Raw genomic sequence first — 25,636 nt, forward strand, 5'->3', positions numbered from 1 at the left:
CCCAGGCGGTTGCGGATCTGCGGACGTTTTGCGGATAACTGCGGATTTCAGAAATAGCCACTTTAGCCACTCCCCCAAAAAAAGAACCCCAGACCGGCAATCGCTAATCTGGGTTCTCTTTTACTCGCTGGCCTGTCGGTACTGCTGATACAGCTTACTTCCGGCTAAGCATGGGTTGTTAGGTGGCCTGCTCTTATGCCCCCTGTGGTAGATCTGACAAGCCTTACACCTGAAATAGTGCCGGTGCCAGTTATCCCGGGCAGTAATCCAATCAGGGTCAAGGTGGAGCTGGCGCTTTTCCGCAAAGCTTACCGGCTGCGGATATTGCGGATTTGCGGAAAACGGCACTCCAGAGCAGTTGCGGCTCTGCGGACGTTTTGCGGATAACTGCGGATTTCCGGTTACCCGGGCACCATGGGCAATCAGATCAATCATCCCCAGCCCCTCCCGCTAATGCTTTCCAGGCTCGGGATCTACCATTGCGGCCAAAATCAGAGACTTCTATATAGCCCTCTGCGTCCAGTTCCTCCAGCAATGCCCTTGCCTTTTTGGCTGACCGGTAAGCCATGGGTAAGCGTTTAAACTCAGCTGACGTAATGGTTCCTCCGTTTCTCCGGATCCACTCCAACAGCTCCCGAGCCTCTATCCGCTCCTGATCTTCGGCTGCGTTATTCGTCTGCGCCAGCATGGATTCCAGATAGTAGGCAACCAATTTGCCCGCTCGCTGAACATGCCCCGGGTCTATGGTGTCTCGACCTTCTACCCTGGATAAGATGGCGGCAATACGGGCGGCCTGTTCTGCGGCCTTAGATCCAAACCCTTTGATTCCGTAATAACGCCCCTCAGGGTGAAGCTCACTTTCAATCCCATCATGGAGCAGCCGCCATGCGTCCAGCGCCTCCCCCTCAAGTTCCAGGTGGTGAAAGATCAAACCTTCGTCCGCAGAATCCGCAGGCTGTAGCTGATCATTAAGCAAGCGTTCTACCTGGGTGAAGTATCGGGTAATCCTTGGGTCACTATAGGCACCTTGGTCACCTCCCCGATTACTGATAAACCGGGTTCCCGCCATAGAAGGTTCAGCCACCACCAGAAAGCGGGGCAAAAACCCCTGATCCCTTAACAGGGGGTCTCCTAAAACGTCCGCAGCAATAACCGGTTGCATCATCAGGTGTGCCGTTAAACGCCTGCCGGAAATATGCTCTTTGAATTGAGCCCGACTTTTATCAGCCGCCCCTGAATCCCAAATCTTACAGATCAGGCTGATTGTCCGGCCTCTGGCCTCCTGGGTCATTCCGTGACCGCCAAAGAACCCCACAGCCTCATCGTTGAATAGGCCGCTACTGTAAGAGCAGTTCTTTAGGTGCCAGAAGATACCCTCGGCTGTTGGCTCACTCATCAGCATAGAGGGGTCATTCATCGAGACCGGGCGCTTTGTCTCATGGTCAGTTAAGAGCTGCGCCAGCTCCTGCTGTTTTGCCTCGCTGATCTGCTCCTGCTTCTTTGGCTTAAAGGAGTCCTCTATTGATTTCCTCCGGAGATCCCAGGCAACTTGCTCTGACTCAAACCGCTTTCGGGATTCTCTGAACAGCTCTCTTTGTTTCTGCTCAAAGTCTCTAACCGGTTTCAGAGCAATCTTATCCGCAGATGATTTACGGTCTCCGGATTCAAGGATACTCATAAAATAAAGGCTTACAGGATCATGGCCGCTATAGTGCCCCCGCTTAACGGTGATATGCCCTTGGGTCACCAGTGACGCAACGGACAATACGGTCTGGGCGGCAACCGATAACGGCAACTGAACATGCTCAGCAATGGCCAAAGCCGCATCAGACAACCAGCCGCCCAAAGCATCAACCGGATAAGCTGGCGCAATCTCCCTTTCTGGTAATGGATCAGGCTTAGGCAGAGGAACGACATTCATAGGCAGAGCCTGGGACATCACCGCCCCTCTTTGAGACTCACCAATATTCTGAGGACTGCTCTTTGCTTGGTTAGCTCCCATGCCCACCCCCTGATTTCATCCAGTTGGCCAGGTCGTTGAAGTCAGTCAGAGAATCGGGCGCATTATCCGGCCACTGAGGGAGCGCCAGCTGCGCACCAGTCTCAATAGATGCCTCCCGGGCTTTGGTCGCTCCGGTGTTGATCTCTTTCTGCCGGTCATCATCCCCACAAATCAGTAAACGGGACTCAGGCCACTTTTGACGGGCGGCCTTCGCCACAGGCAACAGGTTCCCGGCATCCAGTGCGGCCAATACCCGGGACTCCGGATAAAACTCAGCCAAAGTCTGACCGGTTGCCCATCCTTCACAAATCATGGTGTTGCTGGCGGTATCCGGCATCTGTACCGGAATGAAACACCCTTTCTTCCTTCCTCCGGACAGAAACTTTTTACCACCATCAGGGGCGATAAACTGCAAGCTCCAGAGCTGACCTTCAGTATCTTGTAGAGGAAATAACAGACAAGGGCTTGCTGGCATCTGACAGGCAACCCCTGGGAGTACCTGTTTTTCAGCTAAGTAGGGGTGTTGTGGATTAGGAGGCAAACGCCTAGCCCAGAGCGAAACCGCCCGAGCTTGTGCTGAACGCTGCTGCTTTTCTCGCTGGCGCTCTCGGTCTGCCTTTGCCTGTTCAATCTTCTGGCGGAAGTGGTGGCGCTCAGTGGCGCTCATAGTGGAATAACCACCCATTACCCAGGTCTCATAGTGCCCGGTGCGCCAGTTGCCAAAGTAACCGGCGGGGTGACCATCTGTGAACAACTGACAATAGCAGGCTTTATTTCCTTTTGCCGCCTTCGGATCATCAAAGCGGGTGATCTGCGCCAGCTCCACAGTATCAGGTACTGCCCCAAGGGCTTTGATCATTGCCGCCTTGAAAGCATCAACAACCTGAACCGGTGTGAATAACTTACCCATGATTCACCTCCGGATTGCGTGCCTCGCTAATCTCTTCAATACGGGCGGCAATCTCTGCCACCTGATCAGCGATTGATTCAAGAGCATCCATCAGAGAAACAGTCTCATCATCACTCAGGATTCTTTCCTGGCTCTCCAGGCTGCGTGTCACCAACCGGGTGATAGTTACGGCTCCACTATGGGCGGTAAGCAGTTGTTCAGAGTATTTCTGTAGGAGTCCGGCCTGAAATGCGGTTTGTGTATTGAGGCTCATTGCTGACCCTCCTTAACCGGTTTGCGACAGACAAGCGCCAGCGATAGACCAGCAAAAGAGGAACGGGCTTGTTTGAGATTTGAGGCATAACAACTAACCAGGCGAACACGGCTAAGCTTAGCCACCATCACCCACTTAGGGGCAATCAGGAAGGTATAAATCATGTGAAGTTTCCCTATGTCATTGAACTGACGCAGGGTGGATCGGGCATCCGCAAAACAGCGCCGACATAGGAGGCGCAGCGGGGGGTTTGCGGTCAAGCCGCTTGGATCCCGACCCATGCCCCCAAAACAGGAGCGGCTAGACGGAATTATCCCGTCTAGCTGGAATGGGGGTATGCTGAATTTTCCTATGTCGTCATCTGCCTGTGGGTGTTTAATCCACCTGCCTTGCTGGGTGTTTAAGCCAGCAGTCGGGATACTAGCGCCAGCCCCAACAGAACACAAGGACAGGAAGGGCTGAATCATGCGGCCACCTCTGATAGTTTGTTAACACGCGCAAAACTCCCATGAAGCTTTATTGCTGCTCTGTCATAAGCTTGAGCGGCAAGATCAGCAGTGAGAAACGAGCCCAGGTTGTACCTGACGCCCTTCGCAGTAATAACAGCCCTGAAGTTGCCCCTATGAGCACTTACACCTTTGTAACCTGATACAGCCTTCCTATTTCTCATATTTTGAGCATGAGAGGCTAAGCGCAAGTTAGACCAGGTGTTATTGGATGGATTACCGTCTATATGGTCAACACACTCACTTGGCATCTCTCCCATCATGTATAAGAACGCTAATCTGTGCGCCAAATACTTACGTCCCAAAACCCGAATCTGGATATAACCATTCAGCATCAACGAACCGGCAATCGCTCCTTGTTTAACTCCTGGGCGCTTCGTTTTTTGAGTAAAACTCCCTGTTTCCGGATCGTAATCCATAAGGCTTTTGAGATCGGATTGATTTAAAGAGGGCTGAATCATGCGGCCACCTCCGGAGGGGCATATTTGTCTAACAGTGCCTGGGCTGCTGATCGACTGCTCTCTTTCAGTGTGTAACGGGTGAAATAAGCAGTTCCACCATGGCGGTGTTGGTGTGGGTGTGATTTACGGTCAAATTCCAGACCATGCCGGTGACAAAGTTCGCTGATCGTTGAATGTAAGCAGCATTCCCCATAAAGATTCAAAGCCTCAAGCTGAATCATTGATCGCGTCATAAGATAGCGAAGGGCTATAATCTTTTTCGGTGGCTTACGGCTGGCGGCTTTCTTAACGGGGGTCGCTGGTTGTAACTCTTTCATCTAGCCCCCTCCCCTATGCCGCAGACATGGCGGCCATCTCGGCCTGAGCTGTGTTGGTGAAAGTGTCGAACTGCGCCAGCCATTCAAACAGATCAGCTTGCTTATATCGCACACTGCGCCCCACCTTTAAAAATGGCGGTGCCTGAACGCCTGCCAGCTTTCCGGTGGTACGGCTTAAACGAAGAGTGTATTCACTGAAACCCAATGCTTCGGCAGCTTGGGCACTTGTGATTAAAACTGTGTGAGTGTTTGGTGTACTCATGTTTTACCTCGAGGCTCTACGTTGGTTAGTGTGAGCAGAGGTTAAACAGGGTTATAGAGAGCTTCGAGGTAGGTAAAAAAGGGATTTTACTGCCGGTATAGATCCCAGAAAAAATTTACCGGCATGATCTCAAAAGAAAAACATACCGGTATTATTTTCCAAAAATTCTATGCTACTGCCTTAATTTTTGCTCGCCAGTCATCAGTAAACCCATCAGCCATAACTTTATCTAAAAATGGCTTGAGCGTTTTCCGGATGTATTCTTCTCCTTTCTCGCCATTCTGAGCCTCTTTGAAAAGGGCTGCGGCATAAACACGATAAGGGATCTCTTTACCCTCAACCTGAGCCCAGTAAGACAAATCCAGAAACGGGATAACTTTATGCTCCGATAACCGGTCTCTAATGGATGGTGTGTGTTTGCCCTTAGCAACAGCAGGCCAGTTCATTTGCTCCCGGAGCTTTGGAAGCAGCTGCTTCAATTCTTTTAGAATCAAGTCATCTGAGTAATCCAGGTTGATAGAGAGGTTCAAAGTCTGACTCTCAGAAGCAATGGCATTCAAGCTGTTGTTAAAGTCAGCCCGGAATTTTGCGGATGCCAGGTGCTGCGGCTCAATCCCTACTGAACCGGACAGCCCCATAGCTTCCCTAGCCTGTTCACCAATAAAGTAAGCCTCAAATAGAGAAACCGGGCGGATAGCATCGCTGGCGCTTCTGGCCAGTTGTTTACCCTCTGACTTGTTTCTTTGGTTCCAGTAAGCAAACTCTTCTGACTGTAAGTTGGTGCCAATGGATTTCCTTGCTTGAGCGTGGCAATGCTCGAAGTTGATCAGCGGGTTTTCCATAATGCTCTGATAATAGAGTTCATCTTCAATGGAAGAGATCTCTTCCCTCATCAGCAGCCTCGCCTCCAGCTGCTCCAGCAGCTCCAGATCCCCCAAAGCATCAAAGACCTGATACTTATCGACATCGAACCACTCCGGCAACTTGCCGGTATCCTTGATAACGTCCATCAGCCGTCCCCTTAACAGCAACCCTCAATTAAGATCACCAGCCCAGGCAAAGAGGGTGCTTTGCTCTTCGGGTCGTCACCCTATGGCTGGTACTGTATATTTTTACAGCACTGTCAAAAAACAACAACAAGAAACAAAGCAAAAGGGAAAGAATCCGCAACTTTTCCGCAAATCCGCAGTTATCCGCAAAACGTCCGCAGGGCTGAAAAGTCTCTGGAATGGGATTTTCCGCAAATCCGCAAAATCCGCAGCGGGTTAGGAATTGCGGAAAAACGAAAGAAAGCTGGAAGGGATCAACATGCGCCAGCCAATAAAGATTACTCAATCTGCTGGCGCGAACTTTCTAGATCATCAGGTTGATCAGGTGCCGTTGCCCGACTGGCAAAAACCTCTACAGCATTGCGCTTGTGGTTCGGTCTCAAGTGACCATAGTTTTTAATGGTGGTCTGAATATCGGTATGCGCCATTAGCTCAGATACTGCCAATAGGTCTATTCCCGCCATGATCAGCTGACTGGCGAAGTTATGCCGGAGCGTATAAAGCACAAGTTCCCCAGGTAAACCGGCCAACGTCCGGACTTTTGCCCAGGGACTTTGCATCGAGGTCTTATCCATCCTTCCGCCTGTTCTTTCAGACGGAAACACATACCCGCTTTCAGGTCTGCCCTTTTGTTCATGCCAGGTTGTCAGAACATCAATCACCGGCTGACTGACCGGAAAGGAACGGGGCTCAGGTTGGTGGTGGGCAGTCTTTTCGATTGTCTTTGTGATCGTGGCAAAGTTCAGGTTCACATGCTCCCAGCGAAGCCCAAAGAGGTCACCAGGTCGAAAACCAGTGAAGTACATGGTCAAGATCCAGGGCTTAACGTGATCCACATAAGGCACAGCATCCAGATCCGGCAAATGAGCCTTACCATGCGCTCTGCTATTTCTCCGTTGCTGGCGTTTCTCTTCCTGGTATAAGTCCAGCCCCCTGAATAATGCCTCTGTTTCGTGCTGCTCCAGATAACGCCTTCCTTGAGCAGCTGACAATTCAGCCTCTGTCATTGCGGGTTTTTCAAGGCGGTGCCCCTTGATCGGGTTAGCCTCAATAAAGCCTTTCGTCACAGCATGATTAAGCAAGGTATTGAGCGCACCATAAATCCGTTCAATCGTTGGCCATGCTAAATCCTGACTCTCTTTCTGGATCTGCCACCGCTCAATATCTCGGGGTGTAATTTGGGACATTGATTTGGGGAGCAGATCAGCAAAGTGATTGCGGATCATGGTTAGGGTTTCACGGCCTTTCTTTCTCCGGTTCTGATAAACCGAATAAGCCCCATCCAGATAAGCGGATACCGTCAGTTGCTTTTGAAGATCAGATTCCTTTTTGGCGTTCTTCTTGATCTCCTGAATATCGACACCTCTCGCCACTCTCCCCAACAGATCCTTAGCCAACTCTCTGGCCTGTTCTGCCGAAAGATCCGGAAAGCGCCCCAAGGTATAAACTTTTTGGTTGTTGGTGCCGGGTGCCAGGTACTTAATCCGAAAACTAATACTCTTTTTCCCTGGGCGAACATGGAATCCCATAATCTCGGTATCGAAAACATCCCCCACAGCCTGACCTGAGGAAATTGTTCTCGCCATTTGGAGAAGTTTTTTAGCGGTGATTTTTTCGGTGGTTTTGGCCATTTTCCTGTACCTGAAAATTTCTAGGTACAGCATAGGTACACAGCGGCACAACTTAGAGTCAACACCCTAAAACAATCATAAACGACAAAAAATAGATTAACTAATTGATATTAAAGGATTTTTTGAAATGAAAAAATTGAAATTGATTGTGACTCGTTTGCCCTTGTTTGTCCAAATTACCCCCTCCTAAGGGGAAGGCCGCAGGTTCGACTCCTGCTTGGGGCACCATCTCTTCGCTTTCTCTTACCCTTTCCAGCCGAAATAACCTGTTTCAAAATCTGTTCGGCCAGCTGAACACTATCCATTAGCGACTTTAGCCTGCCATTCTCTGACTTAAGATACGCAGACAAGTTGCAGCCGGATTCAAACAAGGTATTTTTCAGACCTGTTTTCGCCAAAATTGATCTGCAACGGATAGTTTGCAGCGCAGCTGTGTCATAATGATTCCAAAAGTTAGCTTTTGAAAAGGATTCCTGTGTTAAGAAAGCTGCATCTGACAATAACAAGAACTTTGCTACTGACTCTGACAGCACTTGCAACGCTAACTCTGATTCCTGATGCCTATGCCGCTCAGGAGCAGGCGGTTAATCGTGTCTACCTGCAATGGATGTTCTTTGTTACCGCTCTGATTGTCGTGGTGGTTTACTGGAATCGCCGCCTCTCCAATGAGGTTGAAACCCGGGAAACCGCTAACCATCTGGCGCAGTCCTATCTTGGCATTATCAACCGCTACGTCATTACCTCCCGCACTGATCTGTACGGCAATATTACCGATGTCAGTAAAGCCTTTTGCGATATCTCGGGCTATTCCCGCGATGAACTGATCGGCAACAGCCATGGTGTTATCCGTCACCCTCAAACCGATAACAAAGTTTATGAAGAGCTTTGGCACACCCTGAATCAGGATCAGAGTTGGTCCGGTGAGATGTGTAACCGTCGCAAAGACGGCACCGCCTACTGGGTTGCCGCTTCCATTACGGCAGATTATGACCAGAAAGGTAAAAAGACAGGTTATATCGCGGTACACCAGGATATTACTGACCACCGCATCGTGCGAGAGTTATCTCTTCGTGATCCGCTTACCGGCCTCTATAACCGCCGCTATTTCAACGAACTGTTTGAATCCATGCTCAAGGGCACCTGTCACCAGTCCTCCCATATCGGGCTGGTTCTGCTGGATATCGACCACTTTAAAAAATTTAATGACACCTACGGCCACCAGAAAGGTGATACCGCACTGGCTCAGGTCGCTTTCTGTCTGGAGGAAGTCTGTATTCGTCTGAATAAGGATAACCATACAGCTCAGGCACACGCTTTCCGCTTGGGGGGTGAAGAGTTCGCATTACTGGCATTGCTGGATGAAGAAGAAGCAGAGCAAGCTTCAGAAGCGATCCGACAGCAGGTATTTGATCTGCAGGTTGAACACGTTAATAACGAAGGCTTTGGTGTGATGACCTGCTCTTTAGGCTGCTACAGCGCTCGGGTAAACCCGGAGCTGCCGGCAGAACCCGATGAGCTTTTCCGTATTGCGGATCAGGCGCTCTATCGGGCGAAGGATCTGGGCCGAAACCGAACCGAATCCGCCAACACTCAGTTAGCGGATATCGAACTCTTCTGACCCACATCCTGAATTGAATTACTCCGCAACAGCTGCAGGTTCTGTGGCATCCACCGCCCTTGGCCAGGCATAAAGGATCGCCTTCAGAAGCGTTGCCAGAGGAATCGCAAAGAAGATCCCCCAGAAGCCCCAGATCCCGCCAAAAGCCAGCACAGCCACGATGATTGCCACCGGGTGCAGATTCACCGCCTCAGAGAACAGCAGAGGGACCAACACGTTGCCGTCCAGCGCCTGAATCACGCCATACACCAATAACATATAGAAGAAGGTATCGTTCAGGCCAAACTGGAACATACCGATCAGCACCACAGGTACCGTGACCACGGCAGCACCGATATAAGGTACCAGAACCGAAAGCCCCACCAACACCCCCAGTAGTGCTGAATACTGCACACCAAAAGCGATAAGCCCCAGATAAGTTGCTACACCAACAATCACGATCTCAATGAACTTACCGCGAATGTAGTTCGCCAGCTGCTGATCCATTTCACGCCAGATCCCTGTCATAAAGACACGCTTTTCCGGCAGGTGGCTGACAAACCAGTTGATCAGCAGATCACGGTCTTTCAGCAGGAAGAACACCAGAATCGGCACCAGAACCAGATAGATCATGATGGCAAACAGATTCGGCACAGAAGCCAAAGACAGAGACACCAGTTTTTGGCCCACCTGACCGATCTCAACGGCAGCAACACCGATCAGCTCCTGCATCTGCTCCTGACTGATCAGGCTCGGATACTGCTCCGGAAGTAGCAGAAGCAACTGCTGTCCCGTGGACAACATACCGGGCAATTCATCAATCAACGCCATCAGCTGCCGCCATACCAGCGGAAAGACCACCAGCACCAAAGCGGATAAGAGGCTGACAAAGACCAGAAATACCAGCACAACGGCCAGTTTAAAGGGCACATGAATATCTTCGAGTTTTCTGACCACCCCGGCTAAAAGGTATGCCAGAACCACACTGGCCAGAAACGGAGCCAGCATAGTGCCCATAAAGATAACGATGCTGAATCCACCGATCAGCAACAGAAAGAAAATAACTGCTTCTTCATCCGAGAAATAACGCTGAGCCCAATAACGGGCCACATCCTTCATCGCCATGACGCTACCTATTCCCCTTTCCGGATACAGTAGACAAATTCGTCGCCTTCCTGCTCACGACTGATCAGCTCATGAGGGCTCTGGCGCACAAAAGCCTCAAAGTCATCCCACGAACCCGCATCTGTTGCCACAACCCGAACGACCTCACCAGCCTGCATCGAATTAAGTGCTAACTTCGCCTTCAACAGAGGCATCGGGCAGTGCAGACCTCTGGTATCCAGCTCTTGATCGATTGCTTGCGCCATTTGTTCCCTCGGATTAACTATCTGTTTTTATTGGAATCATGCTTGTAAAAAACAACGACTGATTAAAGGGGATCACAGCTTAAAGTGCAAGATAATCCCTGTTTCAGGACCAGCTTAACAGTCCTTAACTTTTGCATCAGAAACTGATGAGGTAACCTGTTGTCTCAACTAAAGGTTTACCTTAAAAAGATGACCGATCGGCGATGTTCTCCAGAAACCGACAGATGCACTCCAGTAAACCAACAGTAGTTACCGACTTACCACAGGGATCTCACGTGCCACTCCTAATGCCCAGAAAAACCCAGCATCAGCTTAAAGCTTTCGGACACCAGTGCAAAAAAAGTGTTCAGGCTGCCGGGCTAAGTTTTGGCTTGCTACTGACAGGATCTGCACTGACGGCCTCGGCACTTTACAGCCCTCAGCTGCTGGCTGAAACCAATCAGAATAAACTGCCCAGTATCGGTAGTGATCAGCCGGATCGTATCACCACCAACCGTGAATACACGCTAGGTCGTGCCTGGTTACGTCAATATCGCGCCAGCAGCCCCATTATTTATGACCCGATTCTACAGAGCTACCTTGAAGGTCTGGTGGATAAACTGGCCGTTGAAGCCGAGCTTTATGAACGCCGCCTGAACCTTGTTGCCATCAACGCTAAAACCATCAACGCCTTTGCGGTTCCCGGTGGTGTTATGGGAGTGCACAGCGCTCTGCTGCTGAAAGCGGAAGATGAAGATATGGTCGCCTCGGTTCTGGCACACGAACTGGCTCACCTGAGCCAACGCCACTACGCCCGCCGTAAAGACAATGCCGAAGGCCAGAGTCTGCCGCTATTAACCGCCATGCTGACGGGTTTAGTACTGAGCGCCAACGGCCACACACAGGCCGGTGTTGCCGCAATTGCCAGTTCTCAGGCCGCAGCGATTCAGAATCAACTGCAATTCAGCCGCTTACATGAACAGGAAGCCGATGCCGTTGGTTTTCAGGTGCTGACCGATGCGGGGTTCGACAGCAGCGGCATGGCACGCATGTTTGAACTCCTGCAGGCAGAAGCGCGCACCAATGGCGGTAATGCACCTGAGTTCCTGCTGACCCACCCGCTGACCCAAAGCCGGATCGCTTTCGCCAAAGAGCGGGAACGGGATACCGATCTTCAAACCTTTTACAGCAATCTTGAGTTTCAGCTGATCCGGGTTCGGGCGTTACTGCATCAGACTCAGGTCAAAGACAGACCTGTCGCCCTGACCGCTCTGCTGAAAAGCGTACCGGACAGTATGAAGGAACCAGTCAAACTCTATGCTGATATTCTTGATGCTCTGGATCAGGGTAAGCCCGACAATGCCCGTCAACTGGCTGAACAGCTGGCACTGCAACCGGATCATCTTTATTTCCGCCTGCTGACCGCCAAAGTGTTGGTAGCGATTGGTCAAAGCGATCAGGCATTTGCCCTGCTCGATGCCCAACTGAAAGAAACACCGGACAAAATGGCAGTAAAAGCCTTTATCGCCCAGACCTATCTCAATGCCGGTAAAACGGCAGAAGCCGTTGAAGCTTTTAAAGCGTTGAGCAAAGAGCGCCCGGAAGATCCCTGGGTGTGGCAGCAGTTGGCTAAAGCCGCTACCGATGCCAAAGATCTGCTGACGGTATATAAAGCCAATGCTGAATTTCACCAGCTGACCGGCGACATTCCCCATGGCGTCAAGGAACTGAAACTGGCACGGGAATACGCCAGTAATGATCCCATCGAATTTGCCCGTATCGATCACCGCATCAAAGACCTGGAAACCCTGTTCAAAGAGCTGGACTTCAACAAGTAAGACAGCCTCCCCGACCAGACACAAAGCCAGATTTCAAACGCAAAAAGGCCCGATATTCGAGAAGAATATCGGGCTTTTTCTATGCAGCACAGCCAGTTAACAGGACATGAAGCCTGCTTATTTAGCGGCGGTGAACTGCAGCATACGGGTCAGTGGACGCATCGCTTTTTCACCCAGCTCCGCATCAACAAATACTTCCTGATCTCCGGTTTCCAGCACATGAACCAGAGACTCCAGTTCATTCATCGCCATCCAGGGGCAGTGAGCACAGCTACGACAGGTTGCACCGCTGCCAGCGGTTGGTGCTTCAAGGAAGGTTTTTTCCGGGCACAGCTGCTGCATTTTGTAGAAGATGCCGCGATCAGTCGCCACGATAAAGGTCTGGTTATCCATCTCTTTAGCTGCGTTGATCAGCTGAGAAGTAGAGCCCACCACATCAGCAATCTCGACAACCGCTGCCGGTGATTCCGGGTGAACCAGAACAGCGGCATCCGGATAAACTTTCTTCAGATCCAGAACACCTTTGGCTTTAAACTCTTCATGCACAATACAGGCGCTGTCCCACAGAATCATATCTGCGCCGGTTTTGTTCTGCACATAACCGCCAAGATGCTTATCCGGAGCCCAGATAATTTTCTCGCCTTTGTCTTTCAGGTGCTCAACCACCTGCAAAGCGATACTGGAGGTTACCACCCAGTCTGCGCGGGCTTTAACCGCAGCAGAGGTGTTCGCGTAAACCACAACGGTACGGTCAGGATGCTGATCACAGAAAGCACTGAACTCATCAACAGGGCAACCCAGATCCAGCGAGCAGGTCGCTTCCAGAGTTGGCATCAGAACGCGCTTTTCAGGACTCAGAATCTTAGAGGTTTCACCCATAAACTTAACACCGGCAACCACCAGTGTTTTCGCATCATGGTTAGCACCGAAACGAGCCATTTCCAGAGAATCCGCTACACAACCGCCGGTCTCTTCTGCCAGCGCCTGAATCTCATGGCTGCAGTAGTAGTGCGCCACAAGAACCGCATCCTGCTCTTTCAGAAGTTGCTTGATACGTGCAGTAAGCTCTGCTTTTTTCTCGGCGCTCAGTTCTTCCGGTGCCCCCAAATTGGACAGGTGTTCCCGAACCAGTGCCTGGTCTGCTTGCATAGTCATGGGCTGGATTCAACTCGTCTATAGGATTCAGCACTTCGCAGGTTTCACGGCACAGCGGATGGCTGGCGGCAACCTCTTGGCGAAGCGGTAATCAAACAAAAAAAGATGGCTGCGAATTTTAGCACAAAATCCTGACAACAGATGAAGCTTTCAACTGCTGTGAAGCCTTTCGTTCCGAAAAGCACCTGTGGATAAAGTAAATCGAAGGAAAAACTCTGGGCAAAAAAAATCCCGCATCAGATGCGGGATTTTTTAGAATCTGGTGGGTCGTATAGGATTCGAACCTATGACCAATTGGTTAAAAGCCAACTGCTCTACCGACTGAGCTAACGACCCTTTACTTATGACACTGATACGAAAGTTTATGCATAAAGCGGTAAAAATTCGAGGTCAAAAAAGCAAAAATGGTGGGTCGTATAGGATTCGAACCTATGACCAATTGGTTAAAAGCCAACTGCTCTACCGACTGAGCTAACGACCCACGACTTACTGAAAATATAAACTTACGTTCAGAATCAGCAAGTTAGGAAAGTTGAATTGGTGGGTCGTATAGGATTCGAACCTATGACCAATTGGTTAAAAGCCAACTGCTCTACCGACTGAGCTAACGACCCATTCAACTTGGGGCGCATTATACGCAGCTTTTCAGGATGCGCAACCCCTTTTTTAAATCTATTTTTCTTTTTTTATCAAAACGTTATTTCGAACGCTGGTTTTTATTCACGTTACGAATCGCACGGGTCTTTTTACGCTGACGCTCAATACGGTCACGGTTATCGATGGTGTCACGCACACGACGTTTTTCCAGTCCCGCCATCTCTGACAGCTGGTCGATCTCCTGCTGAGTCAGCTCGATCCACTCACCGGCACGGGCACGTTTATCCAGGAAGATGCTGCCATAACGTACACGCTTCAGGCGGCTTACGGTCAGGCCCTGAGATTCCCACAGACGACGAACCTCACGGTTACGACCTTCCATAATCACCACGTGGAACCAGGTGTTGATACCTTCACCACCGAACTCCTGCACGTCGGTAAAGTTCGCCATGCCATCTTCCAGCATCACACCTTCCACCATCGCTTTTACGTGTTCAGGTTTCACATCCCCCATAACACGAACCGCATACTCACGCTCAATCTGCTGAGACGGGTGCATCAGACGGTTTGCCAGCTCACCATCAGTGGTGAACAGCAGCAGACCACTGGTGTTGATATCCAGACGACCGATGGAGATCCAGCGCTCACCTTTCAGTTTTGGCAGACGATCAAATACGGTACGACGACCCTGAGGATCGTGACGGGTACACAGCTCACCTTCCGGCTTGCTGTACATGATCACACGGCGCGGTACTTCTTCTTCAGAAACCAGCTTCACCAGACGACCGTGAACGGTCACGCGATCATTAATAGAAACACGGTCACCCAGCTTAGCGGTCTGGCCGTTAATCGCCACCTCACCGGTTTCGATCAGGCGCTCCATCTCACGACGGGAACCCATACCGGTACGGGCCAGAACCTTTTGCAGTTTCTCAGTTTTTACTTCGTTGATATCTTTCACAGAATTAACCTTTTATTCACTATCAGGTATCGGAGGCAAATCATCCGCCGATACAACCTGTCTTGTTTCATCATGGGATGCGGTTTCAGTAACCCCATCCGCAGAATTTGTTGTTTCCGATGCAGCGTCATAAGACAACCCGGCCTGACTTTCCTGCTCAGCTTTCTGACTCATGCGCTCATCAAAACGCTGACTCAGCTCCGAGAAGGTCAGAATCTCCGGCAAGTTATCCAGATCCACATCGGATCCTTCGCCGTCATCATCCTCTTCGTCATCATCTGCGACGTTCAGTCCCTGAGCTTCCATCTCCGCCCGGGCTTCTTCCATCATCTGACGACGCTTCTCTTCCTGAGCCGCCAGCATGCGGGCCTCTTCATCAGCAATCGCCTGCTGCTGCTCTTCCTGCATGCGATCACCCAGCTCCCTAATCTCATTCAGGGTAGGCAACTCATCCAGTGTTTTCAGATTAAAATAATCCAGAAAATGTCGGGTGGTGGCGTACATCGCCGGTCTTCCCGGCACATCGCGATAACCCACAACACGAACCCACTCCCGCTCCACCAGTGTTTTCATAATAGAACTACTGACACTGACACCACGGATCTCTTCAATATCACCACGGGTTACCGGCTGGCGATAAGCGATCAGCGCCAGAGTTTCCAGCAGGGCGCGGGAATACTTTTGCGGCCGCTCCGTCCAGAGACGGGCGATACGGTTCGCGTGTTCTTTACGCGCCTGAATCCGCCAGCCACTGGCCACTTCAATCAGTTCGATACCACGCCCCTGATAATCATCACCCAGTTGGCGCAGCACATCTTTCAGCACACCTTTAGAGGGGCGCTCGTATTCATCAAACAACTCGGCGATCTGATCCAGCGCCAGCGGCTGATCCGACACCATCAATACCGCTTCAATAACGGGCTTCAGCTGTTCAGTTTTCATCCGTTACCTCTTTAGGGATCGCGCCTTCAAAGGCTGCTCCGTCATCCTCTTCAATATCGTCTTCCGCTCCGGCTTCACCCTCTGTACCCGACTCAGTCAGAATACGCGAGCGGACATGGATCGGGCTGAAGGGCTCATTCTGAACCAGTTCAATGGAGCGGGCTTTGATCAGCTCCATAATCGCAAGGAAGGTCACCACCACCCCCATTCGCCCCTCTTCCAGCGTAAAGAGGCTCTCAAACGGATAGAATCTGTCTTCAGTCAGAGACTCCAGAATCTGACTCATACGCTCCCGGGTTGACAGGGGTTCCAGTTCAATGTGGTGATGGGTCTGCAACTCAGCACGCTGAACCACCTGCGCCATCGCCATCAGAATCTCCTGCAGATCCACCTCAGGCGGTGCCCGGTAAACCTCAAATTCCGGCGGTGCCAGCTGAACCGGTGTAACGTCACGCTCAACCCGGGGCAGCTCATCCAGCTTTTCAGAGGCTTCTTTCAGCTGTTCATATTCCTGCAAACGACGCAGCAGTGTCGTGGTCGGATCATCTTCGTCCTCTTCACCTTCCACATTCTGACGGGGCAGCAGGCTACGGGATTTGATCTCTGCCAAAAGCGCCGCCATCACCAGATATTCACCGGCCAGTTCAATCTGCAGCTCACGCATCAGGTCGACATATTCCATGTACTGACGGGTGATCTCAGCAACATTAACGCTGAGGATATCCAGATTCTGTCGACGGATCAGATACAGCAGAAGATCCAGCGGACCTTCAAAGGCTTCCAGAAAAACCCTCAGGGCTTCCGGCGGAATGTAGAGATCCTGCGGCGGCTCGGTAACGGTTTCATCACCGATACGCGCCCAGAAGTCGAGCTGTTCCGGCTCAACAGGGATGGATGAAGGCTCAACGGCTATAGACACAGGTTCAACACTCCCTGTTTAACATTTGCATCTCTTCTCTCTGATTGCAGACGGCAGAAAACCTCAGCGGATTCAGCTGATCGTCATACAGAGATAAAGAGGAAAAGTGTCTGTTGCAGTCAACCATCTCGGCCGTCTGTCTCCCGGTGATTTGCCACTTACTCAGCCGATGTCATTTATTAAAGAAGGGCTGAAAAAGCGGTCTGAAGAGGTGAATCATTCAATCAATGTGTGCCGCATTCTAACACACAAAACCTTCGTCACCAGTTCAGGAAGGGTTCGCTGAAAAGAAAAAGCCCCGTGATCTGAGATCAGATGGCACGGGGCTTTTACGCTTTGCGGAGCTGATTTGTGAAAGGACGCTCTAACTCATTCATCCCACAGGATTTTTCTGTACCGCAAGCGATCTGAAGGTCTGCTCTACAGGTTATTCAAAAACGCTGACATCACCTTTACCCTCACGGATCACCGTTGGTGGCAGCTCACGAACATCCACCACAGAGGTCACATCCATCGAGCAGGCACCGCCATCAATGATCAGATCCAGTGCATGCTCCAGCACATCACGAATTTCATAAGGATCAGTCTGAGGATGCTCATCTCCCGGCAGGATCAGGGTGGTGCTCATAATAGGTTCACCAAACTGCTCCAATAGCGCCAGCGTAATCGCATGCTCCGGAATACGCACCCCGATGGAACGACGTTTCGGGTGCAGCAGCAGGCGCGGCACTTCTGTGGTGGCGTTGAGAATAAAGGTATAAGGCCCCGGCGTATGGGCTTTCAGTAACCGGTACAGGCTGTTATCCACCTTGGCATAGGTGGAGATATCCGACAGATCGCCGCATACCAGCGTAAAGTTGTGCTTCTGATCCAGCTGACGGATACGCTTGATGCGCTCTACCGCTTTCTTATCCCCAAGGTGACAACCCAGGGCGTAGCCGGAATCGGTTGGGTATGCGATCACGCCACCCTTGCGGAGAATCTCAACCGCCTGACGAATCAGACGGTCCTGAGGATTATCCGGATGAATCTGAAAAAATTGGCTCATGGTCACATCCTCATCAATCGTTGTGTTTGTTCTTTATCTCTTTTCGATGCCATTTTATCTGTGGCATTTCTGTTCTGGCTGCTCTGAGAGCAGCTAGCCGAGACTGGTCTGCTGAATATGGCCTTCTGCCTAGTGAGCAGGCTCATCCTGCCATAGCATCCAGACAGGGTTGACCGTCTCCGGCAGATGATTGGTTTTACCCGGCTTCTGCCACTGGCTCGGAAAATGGAAGTCACTGCCGACACTCGCCGCCAGATCATACTCTTTTGCCAGCTGCGCCATATAGTTGGTCTGATCCCGGGACTGTTGAGAACCGGAGACCACCTCCATCGCTTCACCGCCTGCATCTTTAAAGGCTTTCAGCAACGCACGACGCTTCATATTAGTCATTTTGTAATGCAAAGGGTGAGCCACCACTGCAACACCACCAGCGGCCTTAATCCACTCCACCGCTTTTTCCACCGTCGGCCAGAGACTTTTCACATCACCCTTCTTACCGGCACCCAGATACTTCTTAAAGGCTTCCGGCATATTCTCAACCACACCTTCATCCACCAGTACCTGAGCGAAGTGTGGGCGACCCAACTCAGCCCCTTTTGCCACCGATTCAGCCTTTTGCAGAAAGTTTTCCACACCTAAAGAACTGAGTTTTTCGGCAATAATCTCCGCCCGCTTCTGGCGCGCCGCCTGCTGCTCTTTCAGACCTTCTACCAAAACCGGATTGTCGATATCCAGATTCAGGCCAACAATATGCACGTTGCAGCCGCTCCAGGTGGTAGAGATCTCAACACCTGCGATCAGACCGATACCTGCAGCCTCTGCCGCCTGACGGGCTTCAGGAATACCCTGAACCGTATCATGGTCAGTCAGCGACAGGGTGTGTACGCCTTCGCTGGCAGCCAGCTGCACCAGCTCTGTAGGCGATAAGCGCCCGTCTGAGCAGGTAGAATGGCTGTGCAGATCAAATCCGGACCAATATGCGTTCATGGAAAACCTTTTACAGAAAAAACACTCAAAACATTTCAGCTCTGCACCGACCTGATTTCCGGCTTAACAGGTAAAACCGGCAACTATCGGGCAGACACTTATTTGGGGGCATCGCTGTAAAATAACAGCCCAACATGCGAAGATTGCCCGAACTTTAATCACAAGCCTGCTGAACCTTTCTCAATTCAACAGGCTTACCAACTGAGTATGAAAGACTCCGTCTGATAACACCATGAAATTACTCTTAGATTTTTTCCCGATCGCCATCTTCTTTGGGGTTTACCACTACACCAAGGATATGATTCTGGCCACCGCCGTTCTGATTCCCGCAACCATCCTGCAGATCGCTATCTCTTGGTTTAAAACCCGTAAGATCGAAAAGATGCACATCGTCACTCTGGTGCTCATCATCGTCATGGGTGGCGCTACCGTTCTGCTGCAGGACAAAGCCTTTATCCAGTGGAAACCGACCGTGGTGAACTGGCTGTTCGCAGCCGCCTTTATCGGTAGCTACGTGATCGGCAAGAAACCTCTGATCCAGCGCATGATGGAAAGCCAGATTCAGCTGCCATCGGCACAGTGGAATACGCTTAACGCCTATTGGATCATCTTCTTTCTGGCGATGGGTGCCATCAATATCGCCGTGTTCACCTTCTACAGTGAAGAAGCCTGGGTGAACTTTAAGCTGTTCGGTATGCTGGGGCTGACTCTGCTGTTTATCATTATTCAGGGTATCTGGCTGGCGAAGCATATTAAGACTGACGACGATGCTTCTGATAGCAAAGACTCAGACAGCACTGCAGCAAACGATAGTGCTAGTGCTAACAACAGCAACAAAGAACTCCCTTAATTATCCTGAGCCGAATCCCTGAGATTCGGCCATCGCAAGAGACTGAGGAATAGAACCCATGCTTTACGCATTTATCTGTCAGGACAAAGAAGGCACTCTGGCCCAACGTATGGAAGCCCGTCCGGCGCACCTTGAGCGCCTGCAAAAACTGCAGGAAGAAGGTCGCCTGATTCTGGCTGGCCCACACCCCGCTATCGACAGCAACGATCCGGGCGAAGCAGGCTTTACCGGCAGCCTTGTGGTTGCTGAGTTTGATTCTCTGGAAGACGCACAAAGCTGGGCAGATGCAGACCCTTACTTTGCTGCTGGCGTTTACGAGAAAGTGACCGTTAAGCCGTTCCGTAAGGTTCTGCCTTAAACCGGTAGTCACTGGCTCCGCCTGTGCAGGAAAAGACCTGTCATAAGGTGGTCAAAAATGCTTTACAGAAGTCTGTTATCTAACCGACTGAAAAAGCAGAAAGTTCAAAAACGGGTTTGCAATTTGCGCCCGTTTTTGCATTCTAAGCCTTTGCTATAACTGCATGAATTTCTGACGATTTTTGACTTTTCCAACAGTTTCTGTGGATAACTTTGTGGATCTAAGCAGGATACCGAGCGCAAACGGTTGCACGGTATAGCAGAGCCTCAGATTGTCTATTTTTTAACCAATTTTTAGCCGCCTTCTTTATTCAGGCAAAGGCACCGTTGTCTTCTCAGACAACAGCGCCAAACAGTTACTAACAGCACTGCTAGCAACAGCGCAAAGCTATCGAATCCGGATCACACCTCTATGGCTAACAATCACTACCAAACCCTGAACCACGCCGAGCTTAACTGGGACGAAAACCAGCTGCCGATCTCTCAGGCCTTTGATGATGTTTATTTCTCCAAAGCCAGTGGTCTAGATGAAACCCGCTATGTCTTTCTGCAGCATAACCGTCTGCCGGAACGCTGGCAGGAGCCGGAGTTTAGCCAGCGTCCCTTTGTGATCGCCGAAACCGGATTCGGCACCGGCCTTAACTTTCTCTGCGCCTGGCAGGCGTTTGAAGCGTTCGCCCCGAAAGATGCCCGCCTGCACTTTGTTTCTGTGGAAAAGTTTCCCCTGAGTTTTAACGACCTGAAGCAGTCGCTGGAACTCTGGCCGGAACTGAAGCCGCTGGCAGATCAGCTGATTGAGGCTTATCCCCTGCCGATTCCCGGTAGCCACCGCCGCCACTTTGATAATGGCCGTGTACAGCTGACCCTGCTGCAGGGCGATGCCAGCGAGTGTTTCTCCGCCCTTGAAGCCAGAATCGATGCCTGGTTTCTGGATGGCTTTGCCCCGGCGAAAAACCCTGAGATGTGGACTCCGGAACTGTTTCAGGCGATCCGCCGCTTAAGCGATCACGGCACCACTGTAGCCACCTTTACCGCCGCCGGTATCGTGCGTAACGGTCTTAAGGGCGCAGGTTTTGAAGTGAAAAAGGTGAAAGGCTTTGGCCGCAAACGCCACATGGTGTGCGGCGAGCTGATACTTGATGCCGAAGGCAATGCGATCCAAAGCGTTAATCCGGCACCGGATGTGATTCCGGTCGAGCCGCTGCCACTGGCAACCCCATGGCAGGATACGCCCTGGTTCCGCCAGCCTGAAAACAGCTGTCAGCAGAAGGCACAACATATTGCCGTGGTCGGTGCCGGTATCGCAGGTACCACAACAGCTTATGCGCTGGCTCAGCAGGGCTTTCAGGTCCGCCTGATCGAACAGCATAAAAGTGTGGGGCTTGAAGGCTCCGGCAACCGTCAGGGCGTACTCTACGTCAAGCTGGGCACAGAACCTTCGGCCCACAGCCGTTTCTATCTGAGTGGTTTTGAGTTCTCCCGCCACTACTTTAACAGCCTGCAACAGCAGCTGAATCAGCACGATCAACAAACCGATTTTTCACAATTGCTCTGGCAACCCTGTGGTGTGCTGCAGCTGGCTCACACCGAGAAAGAGGTGAAGCGCCAGCAGAGCTTTATGGAACGTAATCAGTTCCCGGCGGATCTGCTGCAGGCGGTTTCAGCGGAACAGGCCTCTGAACTGAGCGGCACAGCATTGCATCAGAGTGGTCTCTGGTTTCCACAGGCGGGTTGGGCACGACCGAACCTGATCTGTCAGCAGCTAAGCCAGCACGACAATATCCGCCTGATCACAGGTCAGTTTGTGGATAAACTGCAGAACACAGAAACCGGCTGGCAGCTGTTGGATCAGGCAGGTCAGGAAATTTTAAGCGCAGATCAGGTAGTGATCGCCTGTGCCGCCAGCGCCAAACACTTCGATCAAACCAGATGGCTGCCTACCAAAGCGATTCGCGGCCAGACCACCTATCTCGCCACTCAAGCGGAAACGCCGGAGCTGAAAACCGTTATCTGCCACGAGGGTTATATCGCCCCGGCTATCGATAACACTCTGTGTCTCGGTGCCAGCTTTAATCTGAAAGATGAAGAAACCGAACTCAGAGACAGCGACCAGCAGCACAACCTTGAGCTGATGCAGCAGGCGATGCCGGAGTTCTCCAACCAGCTGGCAGAAAGCGGAGTGGATACAGCAGCCCTCAACGGCAAAGTGGGTTTCCGCTGCGCAAGTCCCGACTATGTCCCACTCACCGGTCCGGTGCCGGTTTATGAAGCCATGCTGGAGCGCTTTGCACAGCTTCGTCACGACGCCACGAAAGTGCCTGATGAGCTACCACAATATTACGGCGGTCTCTGGCTGAATACCGGACACGGCTCCCGTGGCCTTGCCAGTGCGCCTCTCTGCGCCGAAGTACTGGCCGGTTATATTGCCGGACAACCCATGCCGCTGGAGCGCGAACTGATCAGCGCCCTACAGCCCAGCCGCTTTATTATTCGCGGGCTGATTCGTGGCCGCCTGTAAGTCGTAACGATGGCCTGGCCGGAAGCATTGCAACTGGGGCTGATCGTTTTAGCCCTTGTTGCCGTTCTCAGTATTCTGATCGGCAGCTTGCGGGCGGGTATCTCCCCCATGCCCAGCTCCCGCAAAGCCCATCAGGCCGTGCTGTTTATGCTGGAAATGTCCGAACCGGTTAAGGATTTCCATAACGGACGCGGCCTGACACTGATCGACTGCGGTTCCGGCTGGGGGCATCTGGTATTCCAGCTCGCCCGCCGATATCCCGAGGCTCAGGTGATCGGCTACGAACTCTCTTTTATCCCCTGGCTGGTCAGCCGTCTGCTGGCTCGCTTTTTGCTGATGAATAACCTGACGATCTATCGGGAGAACTTTTCAGGCACCAATTTGCCGGTGCCGTTAAGTCACGGGGATATTCTCTTTACCTACCTCTACCCGAAGGGCATGGCCCGGCTCTCAGAACTTTTGACATCAGAAGAGCTATCCAGACCCTCAGACCGATCGCAACAACTGATCAGCATCTGCTTTGCCCTGCCGGGGTTTGAACCGGATGAGCAACAGACACTGAACGATCTCTACCAAACCCGCATCTATCGCTATCGTCTGTGATCCGATGGCTGGTTTAGGAAAGACGATTTAGGAAAGACGGTTGAGAAGGCCGCTTAAGCGGTCGCTTAAATGACAGGCAGGCGTTTAACCCGTATCATCCTGCGCTTTGCTTTTTATTGAATCCGAAACAACGCCAAGTCACCGGCAAGGATATGAGCCCGATATGAGCCAAACCAACGTACGCTTTTTCACCGCACGGAACAAAATTCTACTGGCTGTTGCCGCTACTATGCTGGCAGTGGCAACCCTGATCCCTACCGCTAACGATACCGAACTGACACTGCCCATTCTCAACTTCAGCAGTGACAGCAGCGAGGATGGCTCCGACAACGAAGCCGCAGCAGCACTGGCAGCAGAGCTTAACGATAATCTGTGGCAGGTCGAACCGGGGGATAACCTCAGCTATATCTTCAAACAGAAGGGTATTCCGGCCACAGAGCTGCATCAGATTATGCTGACCGATACCGAATATCTGGATCTGGAAACCCTGCAGCCCGGTATGCGTCTGGGCTTAGAGTTTGCCGACAACGGTGACTTTCACCAGCTGACTCTCTACCGTGATGCAGCCCGCCAGATCACCTACACCCGTCAGGAAGATGGCAGCTACCAGCATCAGGCAGAGACCGCCGAAACCTACTGGATCTCTGAGGTGCATCGCGGCCAGATCGAAGGCAGCTTTTACCTTTCCGCCCGTGATGCCGGTCTGAGCGAAGGCCAGATCGCCCTCAGCAGTCAGCTGCTGGGCTACAAACTGAATTTCCGCCGTGACCTGCGCGCCGGAGACCGTTTCACTGCGGTAATCAGCCGTGAGATGACCGGCAACGAGATCACCGGCCAAACCCGCGTTGAATCCCTCTCCCTCCAGCGCCGTAACCAGACCCACTACGCCTTCCGCTTTAAGGGTCATTACTACGACGAAAACGGCAAAAGCGTGACGCCGGCTTTCCTCCGTTGGCCAACCCAGAAGCGTTATCGGGTGAGTTCCTCATTTAACAAAAACCGTCTGCATCCGGTGACCAAGCGTCGCTCCCCGCACCACGGTGTTGATTTTGCCGTGATGACAGGCACCCCTGTGATCAGTACCGGTGACGGCATTGTGCGCCGTGTGGGTAATCACCCTTATGCGGGAAAATATATCGAGATCGATCACGGCGGCAGCTATACCACCCGTTATCTGCACCTGAACAAGATTCTGGCCAAGCGTGGCAGTCGGGTGAATCGTGGCGATAAGATAGCCCTGTCCGGTAATACCGGCCGCAGCACCGGCCCGCATCTGCACTTTGAACTGCATATCGATGGTAAGCCGGTGAATCCGGTGACGGCGGATATTCCCACCGATGCTGCGGTTAAGCGTAAAGATCTCGCCAGCTTTAACGACTGGCGGGAACATCAGTTAGCGGTGATGCGTGATGCCGCCAGCACCTCAGGCCTGCAAACGGCGCAGAACACCCGGCAGTTTTGATACCGGCCAGCGGGCAAAGATCATCACGTTCCCCAGCACCACCAGACCGAAGCCGATCAGTGACAGCTCTGTCCATTGGTAACCTTCATAGAAGGTGGAGATGGTCAGAGCCACCGCCGGAAACAGTACCGTGCTGTAGGCGGCTTTATCCGCACCGATACGCCCCACCAAACTCAGATACGCAGTAAAGCCGATCACCGTTCCCGGAATCGCCAGATAAAGCAGCGAACCGATATAACTGCTCTCCCAGCTGAAGCTGAGTGGCACACCCTGCAGCATAATAATCACGCTCATCATCAGCACGCCGTAGAACATACTCCAGGCGTTGGTGGTTGGGGTTTTCAGTCCCTTCTGCTGATGACGTACCGAAACCATATTGCCGCTGGAGAAAAGCCAGGTTCCCAGTAACGACAGCCCCATACCAAAGAGCACGCCGGTATCCAGACCGGTACTCGCCCCGTCATCCCCAACAGCGCTATCAATAGCCAGTTCCGGCCAGAACAGCGCAGCAACACCTGCAAGCCCCAGTGCCGACCCCAGAAGCGTACGCAGCTCAGGCTTCTTACCGAACCAGATGCGGTTGTTGATCACGTTCATCACCGTCGCCATGGAAAAAATCACAGAGGCCAAACCGCTGCTGATGTAGCCCGTTGCGGTGTAGAAACAGAAAAAGTTAAAGCAGAACAGACAGCAGCCCTGAATAAAGCAGAACAGATGGTCGCTGCGCTCAATCTTCTGCAGACGACGGCTTAACAGCAGCACCGCAAACAGCACCAGCGCCGCCAATGAAAAGCGGTAAAGAATCGAGGCCTGAACAGCCACCTCACCCAGTTGTAGCTTGATCGCAATCCAGGTCGTGCCCCAGATCAGAACCGTCAGCAGATATAAGCCTGTGTTTACCATTAGAATTTACCCGAACAGGTGCGCACCAGTTGTTAAAGTGGCTAAGGTTGTAAAAGGGTTTAAGGGTGTTAAAGCGCGAGTATCCGCGATAAGCGTTCGGGAAAATTGCAGATTGCTGCGCTTTTGTCAGATCCTTGCGCTTTTTTATCGCCATCCTGC

The 25,636-nt window shown here is 51.7% G+C and carries 25 protein-coding genes and 4 tRNA genes; 8 read left to right on the forward strand and 21 right to left on the reverse strand.

Annotated features, from left to right (window positions below):
- Window positions 1-427: 427 nt before the first annotated feature.
- The 9 genes from BV405_RS10260 to BV405_RS10300 all read right to left on the reverse strand — a co-directional run bounded on the left by BV405_RS10260 (window position 428) and on the right by BV405_RS10300 (window position 7,391).
- On the reverse strand, window positions 428-2,002 hold the full coding sequence (locus BV405_RS10260) for a YfjI family protein (RefSeq protein ID WP_086480758.1): 1,575 nt from the start codon (window positions 2,000-2,002) through the stop codon (window positions 428-430).
- On the reverse strand, window positions 1,992-2,912 hold the full coding sequence (locus BV405_RS10265) for a primase/helicase family protein (protein WP_086480759.1): 921 nt from the start codon (window positions 2,910-2,912) through the stop codon (window positions 1,992-1,994). Before BV405_RS10265 ends, BV405_RS10260 begins: the two co-directional genes overlap by 11 nt.
- On the reverse strand, window positions 2,905-3,165 hold the full coding sequence (locus tag BV405_RS10270; RefSeq protein WP_086480760.1) for a hypothetical protein: 261 nt from the start codon (window positions 3,163-3,165) through the stop codon (window positions 2,905-2,907). The genes BV405_RS10265 and BV405_RS10270 overlap by 8 nt, the downstream gene beginning before the upstream one ends.
- Window positions 3,162-3,329 (reverse strand): hypothetical protein, encoded by a 168-nt coding sequence (locus tag BV405_RS17675; protein WP_176330110.1) that lies wholly within the window; start codon window positions 3,327-3,329, stop codon window positions 3,162-3,164. Before BV405_RS17675 ends, BV405_RS10270 begins: the two co-directional genes overlap by 4 nt.
- 299 nt (window positions 3,330-3,628) lie before the next feature.
- Window positions 3,629-4,132 (reverse strand): AP2/ERF family transcription factor, encoded by a 504-nt coding sequence (locus BV405_RS10280; RefSeq protein WP_086480762.1) that lies wholly within the window; start codon window positions 4,130-4,132, stop codon window positions 3,629-3,631.
- Complete coding sequence (locus BV405_RS10285) at window positions 4,129-4,449, reverse strand: hypothetical protein (RefSeq protein WP_086480763.1); 321 nt, start codon at window positions 4,447-4,449, stop codon at window positions 4,129-4,131. The genes BV405_RS10280 and BV405_RS10285 overlap by 4 nt, the downstream gene beginning before the upstream one ends.
- Window positions 4,450-4,462: 13 nt before the next feature.
- The gene (locus tag BV405_RS10290) at window positions 4,463-4,711 is read right to left on the reverse strand and encodes a helix-turn-helix domain-containing protein (RefSeq protein ID WP_086480764.1); all 249 of its coding nucleotides are present in this window, start codon (window positions 4,709-4,711) and stop codon (window positions 4,463-4,465) included.
- Window positions 4,712-4,878: 167 nt separating this feature from the next.
- Entirely contained in the window at window positions 4,879-5,721 is an 843-nt protein-coding gene (locus BV405_RS10295) for a DUF6387 family protein (RefSeq protein ID WP_086480765.1), read from the reverse strand.
- A gap of 317 nt (window positions 5,722-6,038) precedes the next feature.
- Entirely contained in the window at window positions 6,039-7,391 is a 1,353-nt protein-coding gene (locus tag BV405_RS10300; protein WP_086480766.1) for a site-specific integrase, read from the reverse strand.
- Window positions 7,392-7,550: 159 nt separating this feature from the next.
- Between BV405_RS10300 and BV405_RS17680 the strand changes: the two genes are divergently transcribed.
- Window positions 7,551-7,619: transfer RNA gene (locus BV405_RS17680), tRNA-Ser, on the forward strand.
- 247 nt (window positions 7,620-7,866) lie between these two features.
- The gene (locus tag BV405_RS10310) at window positions 7,867-9,009 is read left to right on the forward strand and encodes a sensor domain-containing diguanylate cyclase (protein ID WP_140054548.1); all 1,143 of its coding nucleotides are present in this window, start codon (window positions 7,867-7,869) and stop codon (window positions 9,007-9,009) included.
- An 18-nt stretch (window positions 9,010-9,027) separates the two neighbouring features.
- Here BV405_RS10310 and BV405_RS10315 read toward each other — a convergent pair whose 3' ends face one another.
- Window positions 9,028-10,113: an AI-2E family transporter gene (locus BV405_RS10315; protein ID WP_086480769.1), complete on the reverse strand. Its 1,086-nt coding sequence runs from the start codon at window positions 10,111-10,113 to the stop codon at window positions 9,028-9,030.
- An 8-nt stretch (window positions 10,114-10,121) separates the two neighbouring features.
- Window positions 10,122-10,358, reverse strand: coding sequence for a sulfurtransferase TusA family protein (locus BV405_RS10320; RefSeq protein ID WP_086480770.1), 237 nt, complete (start codon window positions 10,356-10,358; stop codon window positions 10,122-10,124).
- 287 nt (window positions 10,359-10,645) lie between these two features.
- Between BV405_RS10320 and BV405_RS10325 the strand changes: the two genes are divergently transcribed.
- Window positions 10,646-12,175, forward strand: coding sequence for a M48 family metalloprotease (locus BV405_RS10325; protein WP_217895622.1), 1,530 nt, complete (start codon window positions 10,646-10,648; stop codon window positions 12,173-12,175).
- A gap of 117 nt (window positions 12,176-12,292) precedes the next feature.
- Here BV405_RS10325 and nadA read toward each other — a convergent pair whose 3' ends face one another.
- The 9 genes from nadA to BV405_RS10370 all read right to left on the reverse strand — a co-directional run bounded on the left by nadA (window position 12,293) and on the right by BV405_RS10370 (window position 18,784).
- A complete protein-coding gene (gene nadA / locus BV405_RS10330) occupies window positions 12,293-13,330 on the reverse strand; it encodes a quinolinate synthase NadA (RefSeq protein WP_086480772.1) in 1,038 nt (345 codons plus the stop codon).
- A 260-nt stretch (window positions 13,331-13,590) separates the two neighbouring features.
- A tRNA-Lys gene (locus BV405_RS10335) sits at window positions 13,591-13,666 on the reverse strand.
- A gap of 69 nt (window positions 13,667-13,735) precedes the next feature.
- A tRNA-Lys gene (locus tag BV405_RS10340) sits at window positions 13,736-13,811 on the reverse strand.
- A gap of 57 nt (window positions 13,812-13,868) precedes the next feature.
- A tRNA-Lys gene (locus tag BV405_RS10345) sits at window positions 13,869-13,944 on the reverse strand.
- Window positions 13,945-14,027: 83 nt separating this feature from the next.
- On the reverse strand, window positions 14,028-14,828 hold the full coding sequence (rluB, locus tag BV405_RS10350) for a 23S rRNA pseudouridine(2605) synthase RluB (protein ID WP_086481161.1): 801 nt from the start codon (window positions 14,826-14,828) through the stop codon (window positions 14,028-14,030).
- A gap of 72 nt (window positions 14,829-14,900) precedes the next feature.
- Entirely contained in the window at window positions 14,901-15,830 is a 930-nt protein-coding gene (scpB, locus tag BV405_RS10355; protein WP_086480773.1) for an SMC-Scp complex subunit ScpB, read from the reverse strand.
- Window positions 15,820-16,743 (reverse strand): segregation and condensation protein A, encoded by a 924-nt coding sequence (locus tag BV405_RS10360; protein ID WP_245832312.1) that lies wholly within the window; start codon window positions 16,741-16,743, stop codon window positions 15,820-15,822. The genes scpB and BV405_RS10360 overlap by 11 nt, the downstream gene beginning before the upstream one ends.
- Before the next feature lie 433 nt (window positions 16,744-17,176).
- Complete coding sequence (locus tag BV405_RS10365; protein ID WP_086480775.1) at window positions 17,177-17,797, reverse strand: L-threonylcarbamoyladenylate synthase; 621 nt, start codon at window positions 17,795-17,797, stop codon at window positions 17,177-17,179.
- A 129-nt stretch (window positions 17,798-17,926) separates the two neighbouring features.
- Entirely contained in the window at window positions 17,927-18,784 is an 858-nt protein-coding gene (locus BV405_RS10370; protein ID WP_086480776.1) for a PHP domain-containing protein, read from the reverse strand.
- Window positions 18,785-19,016: 232 nt separating this feature from the next.
- On the opposite strand from BV405_RS10370, the gene BV405_RS10375 reads away from it, so the two are divergent.
- The 5 genes from BV405_RS10375 (at window position 19,017) to BV405_RS10395 (ending at window position 24,574) form a co-directional block, all read left to right on the forward strand.
- On the forward strand, window positions 19,017-19,634 hold the full coding sequence (locus tag BV405_RS10375) for a septation protein A (protein WP_086480777.1): 618 nt from the start codon (window positions 19,017-19,019) through the stop codon (window positions 19,632-19,634).
- A 58-nt stretch (window positions 19,635-19,692) separates the two neighbouring features.
- A complete protein-coding gene (locus BV405_RS10380) occupies window positions 19,693-19,992 on the forward strand; it encodes a YciI family protein (protein WP_086480778.1) in 300 nt (99 codons plus the stop codon).
- A gap of 411 nt (window positions 19,993-20,403) precedes the next feature.
- Window positions 20,404-22,509 carry a bifunctional tRNA (5-methylaminomethyl-2-thiouridine)(34)-methyltransferase MnmC2/FAD-dependent 5-carboxymethylaminomethyl-2-thiouridine(34) oxidoreductase MnmC1 gene (gene mnmC / locus BV405_RS10385; protein WP_086480779.1) on the forward strand — a complete coding sequence of 702 codons (2,106 nt, stop codon included), beginning with the start codon at window positions 20,404-20,406 and terminating at the stop codon, window positions 22,507-22,509.
- Window positions 22,510-22,518: 9 nt separating this feature from the next.
- Window positions 22,519-23,112 carry a class I SAM-dependent methyltransferase gene (locus BV405_RS10390; protein ID WP_086480780.1) on the forward strand — a complete coding sequence of 198 codons (594 nt, stop codon included), beginning with the start codon at window positions 22,519-22,521 and terminating at the stop codon, window positions 23,110-23,112.
- Window positions 23,113-23,275: 163 nt separating this feature from the next.
- Window positions 23,276-24,574, forward strand: coding sequence for a peptidoglycan DD-metalloendopeptidase family protein (locus BV405_RS10395; protein ID WP_217895623.1), 1,299 nt, complete (start codon window positions 23,276-23,278; stop codon window positions 24,572-24,574).
- Here the strand turns inward: BV405_RS10395 and BV405_RS10400 are convergent.
- Complete coding sequence (locus BV405_RS10400; RefSeq protein WP_086480781.1) at window positions 24,536-25,477, reverse strand: DMT family transporter; 942 nt, start codon at window positions 25,475-25,477, stop codon at window positions 24,536-24,538. The two genes, BV405_RS10395 and BV405_RS10400, sit on opposite strands and share 39 nt — an antisense overlap.
- Window positions 25,478-25,636: the final 159 nt, after the last annotated feature.

Origin of the sequence: Oceanospirillum sanctuarii (genome assembly GCF_002150805.1) — a bacterium.
Lineage (GTDB): Bacteria > Pseudomonadota > Gammaproteobacteria > Pseudomonadales > Halomonadaceae > Oceanospirillum > Oceanospirillum sanctuarii.